The organism is Granulicella mallensis MP5ACTX8 (assembly GCF_000178955.2).
In the GTDB taxonomy this organism is placed as follows: Bacteria; Acidobacteriota; Terriglobia; order Terriglobales; family Acidobacteriaceae; genus Granulicella; species Granulicella mallensis.
In genome coordinates this window covers 1,799,685-1,818,832 of sequence record NC_016631.1, presented here as the reverse complement: position 1 = coordinate 1,818,832, position 19,148 = coordinate 1,799,685, and the positions used below count along the sequence as shown (strand labels likewise).

Below are 19,148 nucleotides of genomic sequence, written 5' to 3'. Positions count from 1 at the left end.
ACGTGCTTTATCTCAAAGTCTATTCATGGATGGGCGCATCCAGTTCCCCCGGAAGCTCGCCCCGCTGTACCCGGCTATTCTTCTGACCGTAGGTGAAATACACGACCAGTCCAATGGCCAGCCAGATCACCAGCCGTGCCCAGTTGACCCAGCCCAGCTTGATCATCATGTAGCCGTTGAAGAGCACACCCAGGGCAGGAATAAACGGAACCCACGGCGTACGGAACGGTCTCACCTTGTTGGGGTCCGTCCTGCGCAGCACGATGATCGAGATACATACGATCACAAAGGCCAGCAGCGTTCCAATGTTCACCATCTTGCCGATATCGTCGATCGGCGTTAGTGCGCCGACGACACCTGCAATCGTTCCCACCAGGAAGGTGTTCTTGAACGGCGTGCGGAACCTGGGATGAACCTCGGCGAAGAACTTTTTGGGTAACAAACCATCATTCGCCATGGCATACAGCACACGGGTCTGGCCCAGCATCATGACCAGCATCACGCTCGTCAATCCAGCCAGCGCACCCGCCGTGATGATATCGCTCGCCCACGGCAATCCGCGGTCGAGGAACGCACGGGCAATCGGAGCCTCAATGTTGACCTGCTGCCACGGCACCATGCCGGTGAGTACAGCCGCTACGCCGATGTACAGCAGCGTGCAAAGGATCAGCGAGACGATGATGCCGATCGGCAGATCGCGCTGCGGATTCTTGGCCTCCTGGGCTGTCGTGGAGACCGCATCGAAGCCGATATACGCGAAGAAGATATACGCCGCGCCCGCGCCGATACCCGCAAATCCAAACGGTGCAAACGAGTGCCAGGAGGTGCCCCAGTTGGCTGGGTGGACATAGTGCGACCCCAATCCCAGGACAAACAGTACCACCACTACCTTGATCACGACGATGAGGGAGTTGAACCTTGCCGACTCCTGGATGCCGATCGCCAGCACGGTCGTAACCACCATCGCAATCAGGAAAGCCGGCAGGTTCAGGCCGATCTCATGGCCGAAGAGCACCGGAGCGCCAAGAAAGGCATGAGCTCTCGCCAGCATGTCGGCTGTCGGGGCGGCCTTCAGCGCGCCGAGCTGCACGATATACTCCTGCGTTCCCGGAACCAGCGAAGCGTAGTTGGAGGCCATGATCTGCCGCCCGACGTTATCCACCGCCACGCCCAGCGCGGTCCAGTGGTCATAGGCCAGCCACAGCGGGAACCGGATATGGAAGATCTCCAGCATCTCGATGAAGTGGTTGGACCAGCCCGAACTGACCGTACTCGCGCCCATGGCGTATTCCAGCGTCAGATCCCAGCCGATGATCCATGCGACCAGCTCTCCGAGCGTCGCATAGGCATAGGTGTAGGCCGATCCGGCCAGGGGAATCATGGCCGCAAACTCCGCATAGCAAAGTCCCGCGAAGGCACATCCCAAACCGCTCAACACGAACGACAGCATCAGGCCGGGGCCGGCATAGTGGGCTCCCAGGCCCGCCAGCACAAAGATGCCCGCGCCGATGACAGCGCCGACACCGAGCGCCGTCAACTGAAATGGCCCGAGTGAGCGATTGAGGGTTCCCTCGCCCGTGGCTCCCGCCTCGGCCATCAGCACGTTCATGGATTTCTTCGCAAAAAGATTCGCCATCCGCCGTTCTATCTCCCGTTTAACTCGTTATCTTCAGGCAGCCTTCGCGGCTCGCCTTGTCCAAATCCAATACACCGGCACACCGAGCAGCACCAGCAGCAGCCCGGGCCATGTGTACTGCGGCTTGTATCGCAACAGTACAACACAAATCCACAACGCCATGACGATGTACAGAGCCGGAAGCACAGGATAGCCAAACGCCCGGTAGGGCCGTGGGGCATCAGGGCGCGTCCGGCGAAGCCTGAACAGTCCCACGATCGTCAGCACATAAAACACCAGTACAGCAAAGATCACGTAATCGAGCAACTGTCCGTAGCTCCCGCTGAGGCACAAGAGGCAGGTCCAGGCCCACTGAATCCACAGCGAGTTCACGGGAGTCTTGGTCTTCTCGTCGAGCTTGCCGACGCTCTTGAAGAACAGCCCGTCCTGGCTCATCGCGTAGTACACCCGGGCGCCCGCCAGCAGCATCCCGTTCACGCAGCCGAAGGTCGATACCAGGATCGCCGCCGCCATCAGCTTCGCACCGATTCCGGCAAACGCCGACTGCATGACCGCCGTGGCTACACGGTCCTCGGAGGCGAACTGGATTCCCCGCCCTGCCAGCGTCGTCGCGCTCGCCGAACCCACCATCGGGAGCACGCTGAGGAAGACGAAGTTGCAGAGGATGTAGAGCAGCAGCACGACACCCGTCCCCAGAGCCAGGGACAGCGGCAGGTTGCGCTTGGGGTTGCGGATCTCGCCCGCGGTAAAGGTCACATTGTTCCAGGCATCGGAGCTGAACAGAGATCCCACCTGCACGACCGCAATCACCGTAAAGATGCCGACATACTCAATCGGCCCGCCAACGCCGACCTGCACCGCATGCTGCGTATGCCAACCCGCGTTTGCAAAGAAGGCGTGCCAGCCCGCGCCAAAGTTCGCGGCTATCGCAACTGCGTTCTTGGCGACAACACCAACCGCGACCATCCCCAACAGCGCCAGCACCTTCGCGCTGGTAAAAACATTCTGCACCGCCGCACCCAGCTTCACGCCACGGGTATTGGTGAAAGTCAGCAGCGTAATCACAGCTATGGCGGCGAGATTTGCCGTGTTCAATCCAATGTTGCCGCTGCCGATGTGCCACAGCCAGCGGTTCTGACTCACTCCCGGGAAGAACACGCCGAGGAACTTGCCGAAGGCCACGCCGACCGCCGCGATCGTTCCGGTCTGGATCACCAGGAACAACGTCCAACCGTAGAGGAAGCCCCAGATCGGTCCCAGTCCTTCGCGCAGATAGACATACTGTCCGCCGGCCTTAGGCATCATGGCGGCGAGTTCGCCGTAGCTCAGGGCGCCGATCAGCGTCATCACCGCCGTTACCAGCCACGCCGCAATCAACAGTGCGGGCGAGCCCAGCACGCGGCTCATGTCAGCCGGAACGATGAAGATGCCGGACCCGATCATCGAGCCCATCACGATGGCAGTCGCGGAAAAGAGCCCCATCCCCTGCACGAAGTTGGGAGCGGAAGAGGCGGCTACGGGGATATCTTCCCGGCCAGCGGCGGCGTTTTTTGCCGATGCGGTGGAGAGGCTTGCGAGGGTCTCAGAGTTGAATGATTCAGCTTTCACGTACCCCAAACCTACCGTAAAAACTCGAGAAAGTCTCTCGCTACTTTGCCAGCGCTCTCGCCGCCGGAAAACAGGCCTCCGATGACCGCGATTGAATCCGCTCCGGCCTCGATCACAGCCCGTGCATTTTCGCGGTTAATCCCACCAATCGCCACGATGGGCTTCGCCGTCAGCGCTCGCGCTCGCTGTACTCCTTCGAGTCCCACCACCGGCTCGGCGTTCAGCTTGGTCGAGGTCGCAAAGACCGGCCCCACCGCGATGTAGTCCGCCTCGCTTGCATCCGCCACACGTACCTGCTCGTCGTTATGCGTCGAGACGCCGATCATGCGTCCAGCGCCCAGAACACGCCGCACCGCCGCCGGGGGAAGGTCGAGATGGCCCACATGCACGCCGTTCCAACCGGCCAGTGCCGCGAGGTCTGCGCGGTCATTCAGGATCAGCGTGGCCTCCACTCCCGCGAATACCGCTGCAATCTCCACGGCGGCCTGCAGGATCTCCTGCGGGGTACCGGTCTTGTCGCGATATTGCAGAAGCGTCACCCCTGCATCGCGGAGTTCGCGCGCGAAGTCCGCGACAAGTATGCCGCGGGTGGTGAAAGTTTCTTTGTCGATGATGGGGTAAAGCGGGGTCATCTTACGGTCTGGCAAACGCCTTGCCTTTGCTTTTGCCTTTCTGGCTTGTCATTCTCGCAGGGAATCTGCTGTTGCTTTTGCCGTTGTCGTTGTTTTTCTGGCTTGTCATTCCGAGCGCAGCAAGGAACCTGCTTCCTCCCGTTTTTCGTTCATGCTGCCCAGAAAACCTGCAGGCAAAACTGCAAACACGTAGCCTGTGCCACCCCATAACAATGATGGCGGCACAGGCAAAGAACGGGAGGAAGCAGGTTCCTCGCTCCGCTCGGAATGACAACAAGAAAGGCAAGTGCAAAAGCGAAACAAGCAACAAATCTACTTCGCTTCCGCCTTCAACCGATCCTTCTCGCGCTCCAGGAACCGTTCCATGAACTTCGTATCGAACGCGCCCGAGCGGAACTCCGCATCGGCAAAGATCTTCTCATGCAGTGGAATGGTCGTATGAATTCCCTGCACTACGAACTGGCTCAGCGCGCGCTGCATCTTGTTCATCGCCTCTTCGCGATCCTTGCCGTGGCAGATCAGCTTCGCGATCAGCGAGTCGTAGTACTGCGGCACAACACCCTCGGCATACTGCGCCGTATCCACGCGCACACCGTTGCCGCCGGGCACGTTGTAGACCGTGATCTTGCCGGGGCTTGGCGTGAACTTCTCCGGGTGCTCCGCGTTGATGCGGCACTCGATGGCGTGGCCGATGATCTCAGGCTGCTTCGGCACGATATCGCTGAGCTTCTCCCCCGACGCGATCCGCAACTGGGCCTTGACGAGGTCTACCCCCGTCACCATCTCGGTGACGCAGTGCTCCACCTGGATGCGCGTGTTCATCTCGATGAAGTAGATCTGGCCATCTTCGTCCATCAGGAACTCGATGGTGCCCGCGTTCCAGTAGCCGATGTCCTTGAGCGACCGCTTGATAACCTTGCCCATCTCTTCGCGCTGCTTGGGCGTGATCTGCAGGCTTGGAGCCTCTTCGATCAGCTTCTGGTGCCGCCGCTGAATGGAGCACTCGCGCTCGCCCAGCGACATCACGTTGCCATGCTCGTCGGCCAGCACCTGGAACTCGATGTGCCGGGGCCGCTCGATGAACTTCTCCATGTACAGCTCGCCGTTGCCGAACGCGTTGAGCGCCTCGGTCGAGGCCTGCTGGTACAGCGCCGGAAGCTCTTCCTTGCTGCGGCAGATGCGCATGCCGCGTCCGCCGCCACCGGCAACGGCCTTCAGGATCACGGGATACTTGACTGACTGCGCCCACTCCAGCGCCTCGCCCTCGGTCGCAACGATGCCGTCCGAGCCGGGGAGAATCGGCACCTTGGCCTTCTTCATCGTCTGGCGCGCGGTGGACTTCTCGCCCATCATGCGCGTGACCTCTGGCGGAGGCCCGATGAACTTGATGTTCGACGCGCGGCATACCTCGGCAAAGTTGGCGTTCTCGCTCAACAGACCGTAACCAGGGTGCACAGCGTCCGCACCCGCGATCTCCGCCGCCGAAATCACCGCCGGAACGTTGAGATAGCTGTCCGCCGACTTGGGCGGCCCGATGCAGATTGCCTCATCGGCGAACCGCACATGCAGGCTGTTGCGGTCGGCCTCCGAGTACACCGCTACCGTGCGGATGCCCATCTCCTTGCACGCGCTGATCACGCGCAATGCAATCTCTCCGCGATTTGCAATCAGTACCTTACGAATCATTCCATGCCCTTGGTCTTGTCGTTGCTTTTCTGGTTGTCATTCCCGAAGGGAATCTGTTTTTGCCCTTGCTTTGAAAGGGCGGGACTTCAGTCCCGCCGCCTACATCACCTCAGGAATGCGGCTTTAGCCGCTGAGGGAATGTTCCCGGTTGAAGAGTAGCCTACCGCGCCTTGATCGCGAACAGCGGCTGTCCGTACTCCACCGGCTGCCCGGGCTTGACCAGCACCTTCACGATTTCGCCCGCAGCGTCAGACTCAATCTCATTCATCAGCTTCATCGCTTCGACGATGCAGAGAACCTTGCCTGCCTCGACCTGATCTCCGACCTTCACAAAGACCTCGGCATCCGGCGAGGGGGCATCGTAGAACGTGCCGACGATCGGCGACTTCACGATGTGCGCGCCCGCGTGCGGATCGACCTCAGCCGCAGGTACAGCCGCAGCAGGAGCACTTGCGACAGGAGCCGCGACCGCAACCGGAGCCGGAGCACTACCGCGCTGGGCAGCCATCAGGGCGGCTAACTGCGCCATGTCAAAGCCCGCAGGAGCAGCAGCCGCTACCGGGGTCTCGCCCGCAAACTTCAACCCAACCTTCAGGTCCGGCCGCTCCATCTCGAACTCTTCGACACCGCTGGCCTTCAAAAACTCGACCAGCTCGCGCAATTCCTTCAGATCATTTCCGTCCATTCGTTTCAACTCCTCTGCTTCAGTCTTAAATCTCTACTTTTACAGCTCTATCCATGCTTTCGGGCTTGCCGCCGTCAGCACCTCGCCACCGGTTTGTGTCACCAGCACCATATCTTCAATGCGGATGCCAAACTCACCCGGCAGATAAACACCCGGCTCGATCGTCACAACCATTCCAGTCTCGAGCACCTGTTCCTGCTTCGCCGCCAGCCTCGGCCCCTCATGAATCTCCAGGCCGACGCCGTGGCCCGTCGAGTGCGAAAAAAACTTGTCCAGCTTCGCTCGCCGCAATACCGATCTCGCGGCCTCGTCGACCTCGCCGCAGCTTATGCCCGGAACTACAGCCGCAACCGCGGCCTGTTGGGCTTCCAGCACCGAATGATACACGTCCCACTCGCGCTGGCTCGCCTTGCCAAGGTGCACGGTACGGGTCATATCCGAGCAATAACCGTCCAGCAACACCCCGAAATCCATCGTACAAAAGCCGCGGCGAGGCAGTTTAGCCGTGGTCGCACGGCCATGAGGCAACGCCGACCGCTCTCCACTGGCAATGATCGTCTCGAAGCTCATCGCCTCGGCCCCGCCCATACGCGCCTTGAACTCCAACGCCGCAGCCACCTCGGCCTCGGTCGCACCCGCCACTACGTGCTCCAGAACGCCCTCGAAGAGGCTGCAACCGAGGTCCGCCGCACGGCGCACCAGCACCAGCTCGTCGGCATCCTTTACCTCGCGCAGGCGGGCGACAAGGCCTTCGACCGGAGCAAAAAAGGCGCGGTGCAGCTTCGCAGGCAAGGCCTTGCGAAGCCTCTCCAGGCCGGCCACCGTGGTCTGCGTCGCATCGAAGCCGCAGCGCTTTGCGCCTGAGGCGGCAAGCCACTCCGCTGCCAGCGTCGTGGCGGGCTTCTGCTCGACGACGACACGAAGCCCGGTCACCTCGGCCTTGGCCTGTGTCTTGTAGCGACCATCCGTAAAGAGGCAGGCCCGCCCGCCGGACAGGGCCAGCGCGCCGTTGGAGCCTGTAAATCCCGTCAGATAGCGAACATCAGGGGGGTGCGTCACCAGCAGGGCGTCCATCCCCGCCGTTGCCGCGATCCGCATCGCTGCTCGCCGTCTCTTGAGTTGATTCATTCTTTACGATTCTACCCTTCCCCCCACCCACAACAGCAATGCCGCGTCTCAGTATTGGTTGTTCCCGATCGACCCCGTTATCATGAACTATGGTTCATCGATCGGCGCGCCTTCGACGCGCAGAAGCTCAGCGCATCACCCGCCGAAACTTCCTCATCGGTAGCGCCGCCGCAGGTCTCGGTGTGGCAACCTATGCCGGAACCCATGGCCGCCACCAGATCGAGTTCGTTCAGCGCACCATCCCCATCACGAAACTGCCCGACGCCTTTCAGGGCTTCCGCATCGTCCAGATCAGCGACATCCATCTGGAGGAGTACACCGAAGCCTATTTCCTGGAAGAGTTCGTGCGTCGCACCAATCTGCTCAAGCCTGATCTTGTCCTCCTGACCGGGGACTTCGTGAGTAAGGGGCCCCTTGACGTCTCCGTCGCCTACAACGCCGCCGGCATGTGCGCTGAGATTCTCACTGGCCTCACCTGCCCGCAGCGCTATGCCATTCTCGGCAACCATGACGTCTCTGTCAGCTCCGAGCGCGTCATCCAGGCACTCGAGGCCCATGGGACCCCTGTTCTTGTGGACAGCTACATCCCAATTGAGCGCGGCAGCGACCACTTCTGGCTCAGCGGCGCCTGCGACCCCGGCACCTCACACTGCTATCTCGAGATGGCCATTCCGCCGATGGCCGATGCGCCGGTCATCTTCATGGCCCATGAGCCTGACTTCGTCGAGACGGTCGTGCAGCACCCCCGCTTTCCCTCGATCGACCTGATGCTCTCCGGACACACCCACGGCGGCCAGGTGAGATTGCCCATCCTCGGCCCGCTCATCCTGCCGCCGATGGGCAAGAAGTATGTCGAAGGCCTCTTTCACTTCGGGCATATGCAGCTCTACGTCAATCGCGGTGTCGGGACAGTGGGTCTGCCCTTCCGCCTGAACTGCCCTTCAGAGCTGACAGAATTGACTCTGGTGCGAGCCTAAGCCCTGACTCGAAGCACGTGGAAGGGCCAGGTTTTGCGATGTCGACCCTGGCAAAGTCTGGCTCTTTTCGTTTTCGTCAGTTCTTTGTCAGTTCTTTGTCAGCGACCGCGTTGAATCCGAATAGACGCTACGCGAATCTATAGAATCAGCCTATGCCGTTCGCTAGTGTTCAAAAGGTCGCCGACGCAGATTTCCCCACACGCTGGGGACACTTCCGCATCCTTGGATTTGAAGGTCTCACATTGCCTGGCGACCCCTCGCGCAAGGCAGTCGAAAGCGCCGTTGCGCTCGTGATGGGCGATATCCACGCCGCACCGCCTCTCGTGCGTATCCACTCGCAATGCCTCACCGGGGATGTCTTCCACTCGCTCCGCTGCGACTGCCATGACCAACTCCACCTGGCACTCGGAAAGATCACAGAAGAGGGTTCGGGCATTCTGCTCTATGAGCAGCAGGAAGGCCGTGGAATCGGCCTGATGGCCAAGCTTCGCGCCTACGAGTTGCAAGACCAGGGACTGGACACCATCGAAGCCAACGAACAGCTTGGGTTTGAAGCCGACTGCCGCCACTTCGAACTGCCCGCGGAGATCCTCAAATACCTGAAGGTTCCCGCGGTGCGACTGATGACAAACAACCCGGAGAAGATCGCGGCGATGGAAGCCGGAGGTGTCAAGGTTGTTGAACGGGTCTCTGCCGCCATCCCCAGCGAACCGACCTTCGCACGCTATCTGGAGACCAAGCGCGAGAGAATGGGACACCTGATCGTTTAAGGCGATTACGGCTGAAAGTAGAAGACGACGCTTTTGCCTTTCTGGCTTGTCATTCCGAGCGCAGCGAGCGAATCTGCTGTCTCCCGTTTTTTGCCAGAACTTCCGAAAAAGCTATGCGCTGGGATAAAGGTTGGCCTTCTAGTTCTGCCCAAAGTCTTTTGGGTGATTCGAACCGAAGAACGGGAGGAAGCAGGTTCACTCGCTCCGCTCGGAATGACAAGCAAGAAAAGCAAGAGCAAAGACAAAAAGCAACAGCTCCTACTCCCCCACCAACTCCAGCCCCTTCAAATTTTCACAACTAATCGCCAGCACCTCATCGAACACCGCCAGTTTCGCGGGATCGATCCTCTGCCAGAGCTTGTGATGCGCCACCTCGGCAATCGCCCGTGCGTGCTGCAACATCTTCTCGCCCTTCTTTGTCAGGCGGGCCAGCAGCACGCGCTCATTCGCCGGATTTTTCTCGCGTGTAATCCAGCCGTTCGATTCCAGCTTCATCATCAACTGCTGCCCGGTCTGCGGAGTCACCGAGCAGATATCAGCCAGCTTCGCTCCCGAGATTCCGGGAGCGTCCTGCACCGCACGCAATAGACGCAGTTGAGCCGCCGTAATACCCAAAGGCTGCAGCTCCTGATCCAGCAGGCTGCGAAACCCCAGCAGCACACGCTTAACCTGCGTGATGCGCTCGAAGGGTTCCTTCCACTGCTGCATCGTCAATGCTTTTTTTCTCGGAGACTTCATATCAGCTTCCTGTTATTCTATATCAGCAAGCTGATATAGTGATTTTACAAGCATCGGCTCAGTAGCACTTACGCAATGCGGTTTCATTGAAAGAACACCGCTCAAACCATTTTTATTCCGATACACCCGCTGCGAACCCTTCAATGGCATACGACTCCTCCTGGAAACCCAAATACAATCCCTGGGCCATCGCGCTCACGGTCACTCTGGCGACCTTCATGGAGGTACTCGACACCTCTATCGCCAATGTCGCCCTGCCGCACATCGCCGGCTCGCTTGGTGCGTCACAGGAAGAAGCCACCTGGATCCTGACCAGCTATCTCGTCTCCAGCGCGATCGTACTCCCCATCTCCGGATGGCTGTCCAATCGTTTCGGCCGTAAGCGCTACTATCTCACCTGCGTCGCCATCTTCACCATCTTCTCGTTCGTATGCGGCATCGCGCCGTCGCTTCCCATCCTGATCATCGCGCGCATCCTGCAGGGCGCCGGCGGCGGCGGACTCGCGTCGTCCGAACAGGCCATCCTGGCCGATACCTTCCCGGTTGAAAAACGCGGCCAGGCCTTTGCCGTCTATGGTATGGCGGTCGTCGTCGCCCCGGCCATCGGCCCTACTCTCGGCGGCTGGATCACCGATAACTTCAACTGGCACTGGATCTTCTTCATCAACATCCCTATCGGCATTCTCTCCATGTGGCTCAGCGCGCGCATGGTCGAGGATCCACCCTATCTGAAAGCACGCGTCAAGGAAGCCTCCAAGGCCCGCATCGACTTCACCGGCCTCGTCCTCGTCGCCTCCGGCGTCGGCTGCCTGGAGTTCTTCCTCGACAAGGGCCAGGAGAAAGACTGGTTTGGCGATCCGATGATCACCGCCGTCGCTTGCCTCGCCGCAGTGCTGCTGGTCATCTTCATCTTCTGGGAGTGGCACCACGAAGACCCCATCGTCGACCTCAAGCTGCTCAAGAACCGCAACTTCGGCACCGCGGTCTTTCTGCAGCTCATCCTCGGCATGGTTCTCTTCGGCTCGACCGTCCTCATCCCGCAGTATCTGCAGACGCTTCTGGGCTACAGCGCCGAACGCGCCGGCATGGTTCTCTCTCCCGGCGGCTTTGTCCTCATGGCGATGATGATGGTCGCCGGCAGGTTGGTCAGCAAGTTCGACCCGCGCATGCTCGTCTGCATCGGCTATGGCCTCACCGCCGCAGGGCTCTACAACCTCACGCGCCTCTCGCTCGACAGCAGCTTCGGCACCATCACGCTCTGGCGTGCGCTGCAGGTCATCGGCCTGCCACTGGTCTTCATCCCCATCAGCACGCTGAACTACGTCGGCGTACCGGCTTCGAAGAGCAACCAGATCTCGAGCCTCTCGAACTTCGCCCGCAACCTTGGCGGCAGCGCCGGTACGGCATTGCTGACGACGTTCCTCGCGCGTACCGCACAGACCCACCAGACACAGCTCGCCGCCAATACCGGCCCGGGAAGTATCGGCTATCAGAGCTACATCGCCACAATTACCGCGGCCGCCAGAGCCCACGGCATGAGCGCCCTCGGAGCTGCGCAGTACGCGGTCGGCAGCTCCTACCAGGAGATGCTTCGCCAGGCCTCCATGCTGAGCTACAAGAACGCCTTTGCCGTCCTCGCGGCTGCCATCGCTGTACTGATGCCCCTGCCCTTCCTCATGCGCCTGCCGTCCAAAGCGGCAAAGCCCTCACCGGAGGCGGCAGCGCATTAGTGTGGTGAGTCGTTCCTTCGTCGAAGGATCAAAAGATTGTTTGGAACAGCGCGAAGCGCAAACCGTGACGCTTTAGCGTCAGGGAACGCGCTTCGCGCAGTGGTAAATGGACAATCATTCTGCAACGAACCAAAGACTCGCCAAACTAAGCCCGCAGGACCTTCACCGTCGTCACCATCTGCCCCGTGTGCCGTTGGGTGTGCTCCGCACAGTGAATGAGCAGCCCCACGACGGTTGTGGGCAACAGCTTTCTGCCAACGCCGCGCGGCTCCGCGAACGGCTCCGGCGCAAAGGCTCGAACACGCTCCATCGCACGCTGCAGCTCTGAACGAAACTCGGCGTGCACATCCGCCGCCGTTCCGATGGGAGCCAGCTCCGAGCGCAGCCCCATCCGCTGCACATCGGTAAGCTGCCGCCCCTCTGCATAGGTCAGCAGACGATCCAGCGACCGCACGATATGCCGCAATTGGAACGCCACCGACGGCAGGTTCGCGGGCCGGGCAAAGATCTCTTCTTCGCTCAGATCGCTGCACCAGCGTGCGGCATCCTCGCCTGCTAACTCCAACGCATGCAAGACCGCGCGACGCACGGGCTCAACCTCGGGGAGCGTCCCGCGCAGCCACGGCTCTGGCTCGCGACTCGCCACTCGATTCTCGGGACTCGGAGCCAACTCCTCACCTGCATCGTTATCCGCCATCACAATCCTTTCCTCGCGCGAAACTCCCGCACGACATCCCCTGCATCTCGATGCTGCGACTCGACCGCAAGATTCATCGCGCGCATCTCGTCGGCATTTACCTTGCCCGCCAACCGCTGCATCGCGACACCGATCTGCGGCCATCGCTTGAGCGAATCTTCGCGCACTAGCGGCACAGCCTCATACGGAGGAAAATAATGCCGATCGTCCTCCAGCGCAACGAAGTCCAGCGCCTTGATCGCACCATCGGTCGAGTTCCCTGCCACGATGTCCACCTGGTGCGCCGCGAGAGATCGATAGAGCAGACCTAACTCCATCGTGCGTGGTTCGCCCACAAAGTGCAGGCCGTACGCTGCATTCAATCCAGCCAGGCCATCGGGCCGCTCGGCAAACTCATATCCCACGCCCAGCCTCCACTGCGGCGCGAGCTTTGCCACATCGGAGATCGCCTTCAAGCCCAGCCTGCGCGCATCGTCTCCGCGCACGACCATGGCGAACGTGTCCTCAAAACCCAATCCCGGCCCTGCGCGCACCTGATAGCGCTGTTCATACAGCCGTGCCACGGTGGCATCGACCTTTGCGGAATTCCGCTCCAGGGGCTGCTTAAGAATCGCCGTCAGCGCCGTGCCGGTGTACTCGACATATGCATCGATGCGATCCGATACCAATGCCTGCTGGCATAGATAGCTTCCCGCAAGCCAGAACCGGCGCTCGACCTTGCCGCCGCCTGCAGCTTCGATCTCCTGCGCAAGAAGTTCTCCCAGCACCACCTGCTCGGTGAAGTTCTTCGCTCCAATCACGATGTGCGACGAGCGAGGCGGAGCGCAGGCGACAAGACAAGTCATAAAGGCCAGGAGCAAAAGAGCACGCACTATACGAGTCAGTTCCAATACGCCCCAACCTTTGCTCTTGCTTTTCTTTCTGTCATTCCCACAGGGAATCTGCTTTTGCTTTGAAGGGGCGGGACTTCAGTCTCGCCATCTCAGTATTACCGCCCAAGTGGCTTTAGTCACAGAGGGAATGTCCGTGTGGAAACATTCTTCTGCGCCTAATCAAACGTCGCCCACACCCCATTCGTCCGTCGCAGAAGCGTAGCCGAAATCACATGATCTCCCGTGCTCACGATCTTCGTCGCTCTTTCCTTGATCTCTTTCAATCCGTCAGCAGAGCTTGCTCCCGTAAAGAGCAGCACGTCACGCGCCGGCACAACCGCAATGAGGTCGCCCTCCACCTCTTCACGCACATGCTCCCAAAAGGTATCCAGTAAGAGAATGCTAGCCTCATAGGTCCCCCCAGCCGAAACCATAGACCAAGGTCCGCCGTCATGACATTCAATGTTAGTCAGCATTCCCTTGAGGTTCTCCACCGCAAGCTGGCGCAAGCCGCTCATCTCCAGCCCAAGCTTCTCAAACTCGCTCTGGCTCAATGTTGCCGTGCGATCCGGCCAATCTACGGCATACACCACAAAAAGATCGGCTACCAGGTGTTCCGACACGAGGATGTTGGGCTTGTTTTTAAAGATAGAGAAGTACTCGGAGTCCTTGATGAGCGGAATGATCTGCTCGCGCGTAATGGCCGACGCCGGTTGCATGGTGCTGGCTAGCGCCTTGAGATACTGCTCAATCACCTCGGCGCGCGATTGAGGATTGCGTGAGTATGCGATCCAGAGGTTCTGCAGATAGCTATGCATCTCCCCGCCGCCAGCCTTCTGGAACGAAATAACATCAGCGTGAACGAACTTCATATCGCTGACGCCAAGACGCTCCTCCAGTAGCTTGGAGTACAGCAGAAACAATTCATCCCGGCTGCAGGACTGCTGCACCATCCTGTCCAGTGTAGATACCCGTGGCCCATCCATCTGTGATCCAGGCGCCTGTCGTGTAGTAACAAGTTCTGGTTCTGCATCTCTTTTCTTCGATCGATCTTTTCCGAACGGCCACCAACTCATCTCTTCACCGCCAGCCTTTTCTCTAGCAGCCCCAACACCCCATCCGCGCACAGCGCCAGCAGCGCCGCCGGAACCGCTCCCGCCAAGACCAGACCATTATCGACCGAGGCCACGCCACGGAAGATTAACTCACCCAACCCACCCGCACCGATTGCCGCTGCAATCGTTGCGACACCGACGCAGGTCACAGTGGCGGTCCGCAGGCCCGCCAGAATGACGCTCGCAGCCAGGGGGAGTTCTACCTTCACCAGCCGTTGCAGCCCTTTCATCCCAAGCGCATTGGAGACATCGATCAAAGCCGGATCGACGCTCCGGATTCCTGCATAGGTATTGCGAAGGATCGGCAGCAATGCATAGCCGATCAGCGCGACGATGGCCAGCCTCGCCGCACGGTCTCCGAGGAAAGGCACCGGCAACAGCAGTCCAAACAGAGCCAGGCTGGGAATCGTCTGCAGGATATTGGCTACCGCCAGCACAGGCCTTGCCAGCCGCTGTTGCCGCGTCAACAAGATGCCCAGAGGCAGGCCAATCAACGACGCAAACAGCATCGCGCTGGCGGTAAGCCACAGGTGCTCGAAGGTGAGCCGCGCGATCTGGCTGCCGTAGCGATGCAGGAACTCGCTCATGCCGCCTCTCCACGATGCGTCGCCGCAACGTAGGCGCGCATCGCTTCATTCTGCGATCCGCGCACCTCGTCCGCCGCAAGGTTCGCGACGATGCGCCCCGCCTCCAGCAACACCACGCGGCCGGCGAGATACAGCGCCTCCTCCAGATCGTGGGTCACGATGAATGTCGTCTTGCCCACGCGACGCAGCAGATCGCGGAGCATCGTCTGCATCTCCGCGCGGGTCAGGGGGTCGAGCGCGCCGAAGGGCTCGTCCATCAGCAGCACTTCAGGGTTGGACGCCAAGGCTCTCGCCAGGCCAACCCGCTGCCGCTGTCCGCCGCTCAACTGCCACGGGTAGCGCTTGGCCATCTCCTCCGGCAAGCCGACAAGATGCAGCATCTCGGCAGCGCGGGCGGCGATCTCGGCTTTAGGTTTGCCTGACAGCTCCAGAGCCATCCCCACATTTCGCTCGATGCTCATGTGTGGAAACAGCCCGGACTCCTGGATGACATAACCGATGCCGCGCCTCAGAGCGATCACATCGGTCTTGGAGACGTCCTGGCCGCCGACCAGAACGCGTCCGGAGGTCGGCCGCACCAGCGCATTTACCGTGCGCAGCAACGTCGTCTTGCCGGAGCCGCTGCGGCCCAGCAGGGCGGTGGTGGTGCCGGGCTCAACCCGCAGAGAGATCTCGCTTAAAAGCTGACGGCCACCCTCAACCGTAAAGCTCACCTGCGCGAACTCCACATCCTGGGTAGCCATAGAAGATTCCGTTATGGATAGAGCAAACTTCTAACGAGCGTTCTTTGCTCGATGGGTTGGAAGGCGAAGAACCCGCGCATGGGTGATATCACTCATGCGCGGGTCCTTCGTTCATTCGATTTCGCTGCGAACTACCGTCAGCCTTCGACCGCAGCCTCGGGCGTGTTCTCTGCACTACCCTGCGGCTGTCCTGCCGCCGGTTCGGGTGTTGCCGAGGGGGCAGCGCCCTTCACGCGCACCACCGTGATCTTGTCGAAGCCTTCCTTGAAGACCGGCGGACGCAGCCGTTCGGCCATCTTGTGCATGACCTCGTCGGTTACCTGGCGCTCGCGCTTCGAGTTGCGTTCCAGGCAAACCGCCAGGGGCACGTCAAAGAACACCGCCTGCACCTCATAGCCGAAGCTCTTGGCCATCTTGATCCACTGACGGCGCTCGTGCGGGCTGAGGTTGGTGGCGTCGACGTAGTTCCACGGCATCTTGGCGATCAGCCGAGCGCGCAGCAGGCTGCGCAGCGTGCTGAAGACCAGCCCCTGGTAGCGCTGATCGGTGATGTCGTCAAACAGGATATTCCGCAGCATGTCGCTCGAAAGCGGGGTGACGCCGCGGCGCTTGTACCAGGTGGTCTTACCCGATCCGGGCAGCCCGATCGTCAGCACGACGTAGCCGCGCGGCGACTTCGCCGGCACAGCCACAGGCTCGGCGGGCGGGGTCGCGAGCGACTCCGGCTGCGTCTCGTGGACGATCTGCGGGACGGTGGGGGTTTCTACCTGGGGTTCTGGCTGAGCTTCGTGCTGAGGCTCCAAAACCGCTTGCTCCTGCACAGGCACAACTTCGGCCTGTGGCTCGGGCACATCGGGTTCGGCCTTCGCCGCCGGCTCAGGATATGAGGGGCGCAGGGGTGCCTGCTGGTTCGCAGGGAGCTCCTGCCCTATCTTGCCCGTGGACTCCGAATCATTCGGTCCACGCTTCGAACGTCTTCTCATGAGTTTCTCGCGCAACCATTCGCGCATAGCTGGTTTGTAACACACGCGTTCCCTATGCCGCAAAGGCGAGGGATTAGGGCTCAGGGATTAGGGATTAGAAAAACTGGCCTACATCCTCTCGATTCCGGAGAAAACACGGTTCTAATCCCTAATCCCTAAGCCCTAATCCCTCGCCCCGTTTGCCCCCACCCCTCCCCTTTGGTAGCCTCAAAGAACTGAGGCGCGGGCCGTTCGACGTGCTTCTCAAGGGCGCAACGCCCCCTGCAAACCAGAAGAAGAGGTCACACGAGCACATGGCAGTCAAGGTTGGAATCAACGGCTTCGGCCGCATCGGACGCAACGTCTTCCGCACCGCACTCGGCAATCCCGACATCGAATTCGTCGCCGTCAACGACCTCACCACCCCCGCGACGCTCGCGCACCTGCTCAAGTACGACTCCATCCTCGGCAACCTGAAGAACGAGATCTCGCACACCGAAGACTCGATCGTCATCGACGGCAAGGCCCTCAAGGTCTTCGCCGAGCGCGACCCCGCGAAGCTCGACTGGGCCTCGGTTGGAGCTGAAGTCGTCGTCGAGTCCACCGGCTTCTTCACCGACGCGGAGAAGGCCAAGGCCCATCTCGGCAGCACCGTCAAGAAGGTCATCATCTCCGCGCCCGCCAGCAACGAGGACATCACCATCGTGCTCGGCGTCAACGAGGACAAGTACGATGCCGCGAAGCACCACGTGATCTCCAACGCGAGCTGCACGACCAACTGCCTCGCGCCCCTCGTCAAGGTGATCCACGACACGTTCACGATCCAGTCGGGCATCATGACCACGATCCACAGTTACACCAACGACCAGGTCATCCTCGATACGCCGCACAAGGATCTGCGCCGCGCCCGTGCTGCAGCCCTCTCGATGATTCCCTCCTCGACCGGTGCTGCCAAGGCCCTGCGGCTCGTGATCCCGGAGATGGACGGCAAGCTCGACGGCTTCTCCATGCGCGTCCCGACTCCGAATGTCTCCGTGGTCGACCTTACATTCGTCACCGAGAAGCCCATCGACGTGAAGACCGTCAATGAAGCCCTGAAGACCGCCAGCGAAGGCGCGCTGAAGGGCATCCTGGGCTACACCACGGAGGAACTGGTATCCACCGACTTCCGTGGGAACTCGCTCTCGAGCATCGTCGACTCCAAGCTGACCAAGGTTATCGGGAACACCGGCAAGGTTATTAGCTGGTACGACAACGAGTGGGGCTACTCCTCGCGCGTCAAGGACCTGATTCTGTTCCTGGTGAAGAAGGGCCTGTAAGTCTCATTGCCTCAAGAAAAAAGGGCGAACGCTATAGCGTTCGCCCTTTTCATGGCTTCCACAAATACCGCGATCCACTCAAATCGCCTCGACATACTTAAACGGCCTGATCCCCTGGCTCTTCCAGAAGTACATCAGGATAATCACGCTGGCGACCGCAGCATACGCGCACCACAGCGAGGTGAAGGCATAGCGTTTCACCGCCATCACAGCCAGCAGGATCACCAGGTTCGCGGTGCCGAAGAACACCATCGCCTTGACCTTCGAGAAGAACAGCGAGCCGCATGTCGCAATCACATAGAGCACCGCGATCCAGGTCATGTTGGTCGCATAGTTCACATACACAATGCTGTTGTCCATCACCGATACCTGCAGCGGATACGCCGCCAGTCCCCACAGCATATAAAGCGTCAGCAGTGTCCCCAGTATGACGAAGGGAAGCATCGTCCGCCGTCGCGCTCGCGTCGGCTCAAACAGCATGATGCTCAGCGGCATCAGGAACGGCAGCAGGCCCTGCGCATAGAGCACGAACGCCGCTCCCATGTTGTGCGCCACCGTCGGCGACAGGATGCCGTCCAGCCCCAGCCAGACAAAGCCTTCGATGAACTGATGCACTGCAAACAGAGCCGGTAGCGAGGCGAACAACAGCTCGCGCCTATGTTTTACCTTCGCCAACGTGGCAACGCCCATCCCACCGAGCACACCACTCCCTACAAAGTTCGCCGTCGCAGAAAAACACATTGCCCCACCATCCCACCAGAAGTAGTGCAGATCATAAATGATGCCTACAGCGACTATTGTTCGATGAACGACATTTGCTCCGACTTGGCCTGGCCGGATACTTTTAAGAAAACGCATCCAGTTCACATACTCTTTGGAGTCTCATGTCCAACCGCACCAACATCCCAGGCACCTCTCCCTTCGAACCCATCATCGGCTTCTCCCGCGCGGTACGCATCGGCAACGTAGTCCACGTCTCCGGCACCGGTCCGGTTGGGGCAGAAGACCTCTCGCCCGCCGAGCAGACCCGCGTCGTCCTCAAGCTCATCGAGACTGCGCTTTCGCAGGCTGGAGCCACCTTCGAGCACGTCGTCCGCACGCGCATGTTCCTCGCCCGCGTCGAGGACTGGGAAGAGATCGGCCGGGCTCACGGTGAGGTCTTCGGAACGATCCGCCCAGCGAGCACCATGGTCGTCGCCGCCCTGCTCAACCCCAAGTGGCGCGTCGAGATCGAAGCCGAGGCCGTGCTGCCTTAGAAGTCTC

The 19,148-nt window shown here is 60.4% G+C and carries 19 protein-coding genes; 5 read left to right on the top strand and 14 right to left on the bottom strand.

What is annotated here, in order from left to right; all coding sequences use genetic code 11:
• Window positions 1–19 precede the first annotated feature (19 nt).
• The 6 genes from ACIX8_RS07750 to ACIX8_RS07725 form a co-directional block, all read right to left on the bottom strand.
• A complete protein-coding gene (locus ACIX8_RS07750; protein ID WP_014264786.1) occupies window positions 20–1,636 on the bottom strand; it encodes an amino acid permease in 1,617 nt (538 codons plus the stop codon).
• Window positions 1,637–1,669: 33 nt separating this feature from the next.
• Window positions 1,670–3,118 (bottom strand): APC family permease, encoded by a 1,449-nt coding sequence (locus ACIX8_RS07745; RefSeq protein WP_044178091.1) that lies wholly within the window; start codon window positions 3,116–3,118, stop codon window positions 1,670–1,672.
• Between the two features lie 137 nt (window positions 3,119–3,255).
• Window positions 3,256–3,891, bottom strand: a complete 636-nt coding sequence (gene thiE / locus ACIX8_RS07740; protein ID WP_223295478.1) for a thiamine phosphate synthase — start codon at window positions 3,889–3,891, stop codon at window positions 3,256–3,258.
• Window positions 3,892–4,188: 297 nt separating this feature from the next.
• Complete coding sequence (accC, locus tag ACIX8_RS07735; RefSeq protein WP_014264783.1) at window positions 4,189–5,562, bottom strand: acetyl-CoA carboxylase biotin carboxylase subunit; 1,374 nt, start codon at window positions 5,560–5,562, stop codon at window positions 4,189–4,191.
• Window positions 5,563–5,722: 160 nt separating this feature from the next.
• The gene (gene accB, locus ACIX8_RS07730; protein WP_014264782.1) at window positions 5,723–6,247 is read right to left on the bottom strand and encodes an acetyl-CoA carboxylase biotin carboxyl carrier protein; all 525 of its coding nucleotides are present in this window, start codon (window positions 6,245–6,247) and stop codon (window positions 5,723–5,725) included.
• 39 nt (window positions 6,248–6,286) lie between these two features.
• Window positions 6,287–7,375, bottom strand: a complete 1,089-nt coding sequence (locus tag ACIX8_RS07725; protein ID WP_044176350.1) for a M24 family metallopeptidase — start codon at window positions 7,373–7,375, stop codon at window positions 6,287–6,289.
• An 89-nt stretch (window positions 7,376–7,464) separates the two neighbouring features.
• Here ACIX8_RS07725 and ACIX8_RS07720 point away from each other — a divergent pair, with 89 nt between their 5' ends.
• A complete protein-coding gene (locus tag ACIX8_RS07720) occupies window positions 7,465–8,352 on the top strand; it encodes a metallophosphoesterase (protein ID WP_014264780.1) in 888 nt (295 codons plus the stop codon).
• A gap of 152 nt (window positions 8,353–8,504) precedes the next feature.
• A complete protein-coding gene (ribA, locus tag ACIX8_RS07715; protein ID WP_014264779.1) occupies window positions 8,505–9,122 on the top strand; it encodes a GTP cyclohydrolase II in 618 nt (205 codons plus the stop codon).
• A gap of 258 nt (window positions 9,123–9,380) precedes the next feature.
• On the opposite strand, the gene ACIX8_RS24435 is transcribed toward ribA, so the two are convergent.
• On the bottom strand, window positions 9,381–9,860 hold the full coding sequence (locus tag ACIX8_RS24435) for a MarR family winged helix-turn-helix transcriptional regulator (protein ID WP_014264778.1): 480 nt from the start codon (window positions 9,858–9,860) through the stop codon (window positions 9,381–9,383).
• A 143-nt stretch (window positions 9,861–10,003) separates the two neighbouring features.
• Between ACIX8_RS24435 and ACIX8_RS07705 the strand changes: the two genes are divergently transcribed.
• Window positions 10,004–11,590: a DHA2 family efflux MFS transporter permease subunit gene (locus tag ACIX8_RS07705; RefSeq protein ID WP_014264777.1), complete on the top strand. Its 1,587-nt coding sequence runs from the start codon at window positions 10,004–10,006 to the stop codon at window positions 11,588–11,590.
• Window positions 11,591–11,735: 145 nt separating this feature from the next.
• Here the strand turns inward: ACIX8_RS07705 and ACIX8_RS07700 are convergent, their stop codons facing one another.
• The 6 genes from ACIX8_RS07700 to ACIX8_RS07675 all read right to left on the bottom strand — a co-directional run bounded on the left by ACIX8_RS07700 (window position 11,736) and on the right by ACIX8_RS07675 (window position 16,587).
• Window positions 11,736–12,287, bottom strand: coding sequence for a DinB family protein (locus ACIX8_RS07700; RefSeq protein ID WP_014264776.1), 552 nt, complete (start codon window positions 12,285–12,287; stop codon window positions 11,736–11,738).
• Entirely contained in the window at window positions 12,287–13,132 is an 846-nt protein-coding gene (locus ACIX8_RS07695) for a glycine betaine ABC transporter substrate-binding protein (RefSeq protein ID WP_044178083.1), read from the bottom strand. The genes ACIX8_RS07700 and ACIX8_RS07695 overlap by 1 nt, the downstream gene beginning before the upstream one ends.
• A gap of 203 nt (window positions 13,133–13,335) precedes the next feature.
• Window positions 13,336–14,145: a DUF1444 family protein gene (locus ACIX8_RS07690; RefSeq protein ID WP_014264774.1), complete on the bottom strand. Its 810-nt coding sequence runs from the start codon at window positions 14,143–14,145 to the stop codon at window positions 13,336–13,338.
• An 86-nt stretch (window positions 14,146–14,231) separates the two neighbouring features.
• Window positions 14,232–14,861 carry an ABC transporter permease gene (locus ACIX8_RS07685; protein ID WP_014264773.1) on the bottom strand — a complete coding sequence of 210 codons (630 nt, stop codon included), beginning with the start codon at window positions 14,859–14,861 and terminating at the stop codon, window positions 14,232–14,234.
• Window positions 14,858–15,604: an ATP-binding cassette domain-containing protein gene (locus ACIX8_RS07680; RefSeq protein WP_014264772.1), complete on the bottom strand. Its 747-nt coding sequence runs from the start codon at window positions 15,602–15,604 to the stop codon at window positions 14,858–14,860. Before ACIX8_RS07680 ends, ACIX8_RS07685 begins: the two co-directional genes overlap by 4 nt.
• Window positions 15,605–15,741: 137 nt before the next feature.
• The gene (locus ACIX8_RS07675; protein WP_014264771.1) at window positions 15,742–16,587 is read right to left on the bottom strand and encodes an ATP-binding protein; all 846 of its coding nucleotides are present in this window, start codon (window positions 16,585–16,587) and stop codon (window positions 15,742–15,744) included.
• Between the two features lie 293 nt (window positions 16,588–16,880).
• Between ACIX8_RS07675 and gap the strand changes: the two genes are divergently transcribed.
• Window positions 16,881–17,885, top strand: a complete 1,005-nt coding sequence (gene gap / locus ACIX8_RS07670) for a type I glyceraldehyde-3-phosphate dehydrogenase (RefSeq protein ID WP_014264770.1) — start codon at window positions 16,881–16,883, stop codon at window positions 17,883–17,885.
• Between the two features lie 78 nt (window positions 17,886–17,963).
• Here the strand turns inward: gap and ACIX8_RS07665 are convergent, their stop codons facing one another.
• On the bottom strand, window positions 17,964–18,626 hold the full coding sequence (locus ACIX8_RS07665; RefSeq protein ID WP_014264769.1) for a DUF6629 family protein: 663 nt from the start codon (window positions 18,624–18,626) through the stop codon (window positions 17,964–17,966).
• Window positions 18,627–18,769: 143 nt separating this feature from the next.
• Here ACIX8_RS07665 and ACIX8_RS07660 point away from each other — a divergent pair, with 143 nt between their 5' ends.
• A complete protein-coding gene (locus ACIX8_RS07660) occupies window positions 18,770–19,141 on the top strand; it encodes a RidA family protein (RefSeq protein WP_014264768.1) in 372 nt (123 codons plus the stop codon).
• Window positions 19,142–19,148 lie beyond the last annotated feature (7 nt).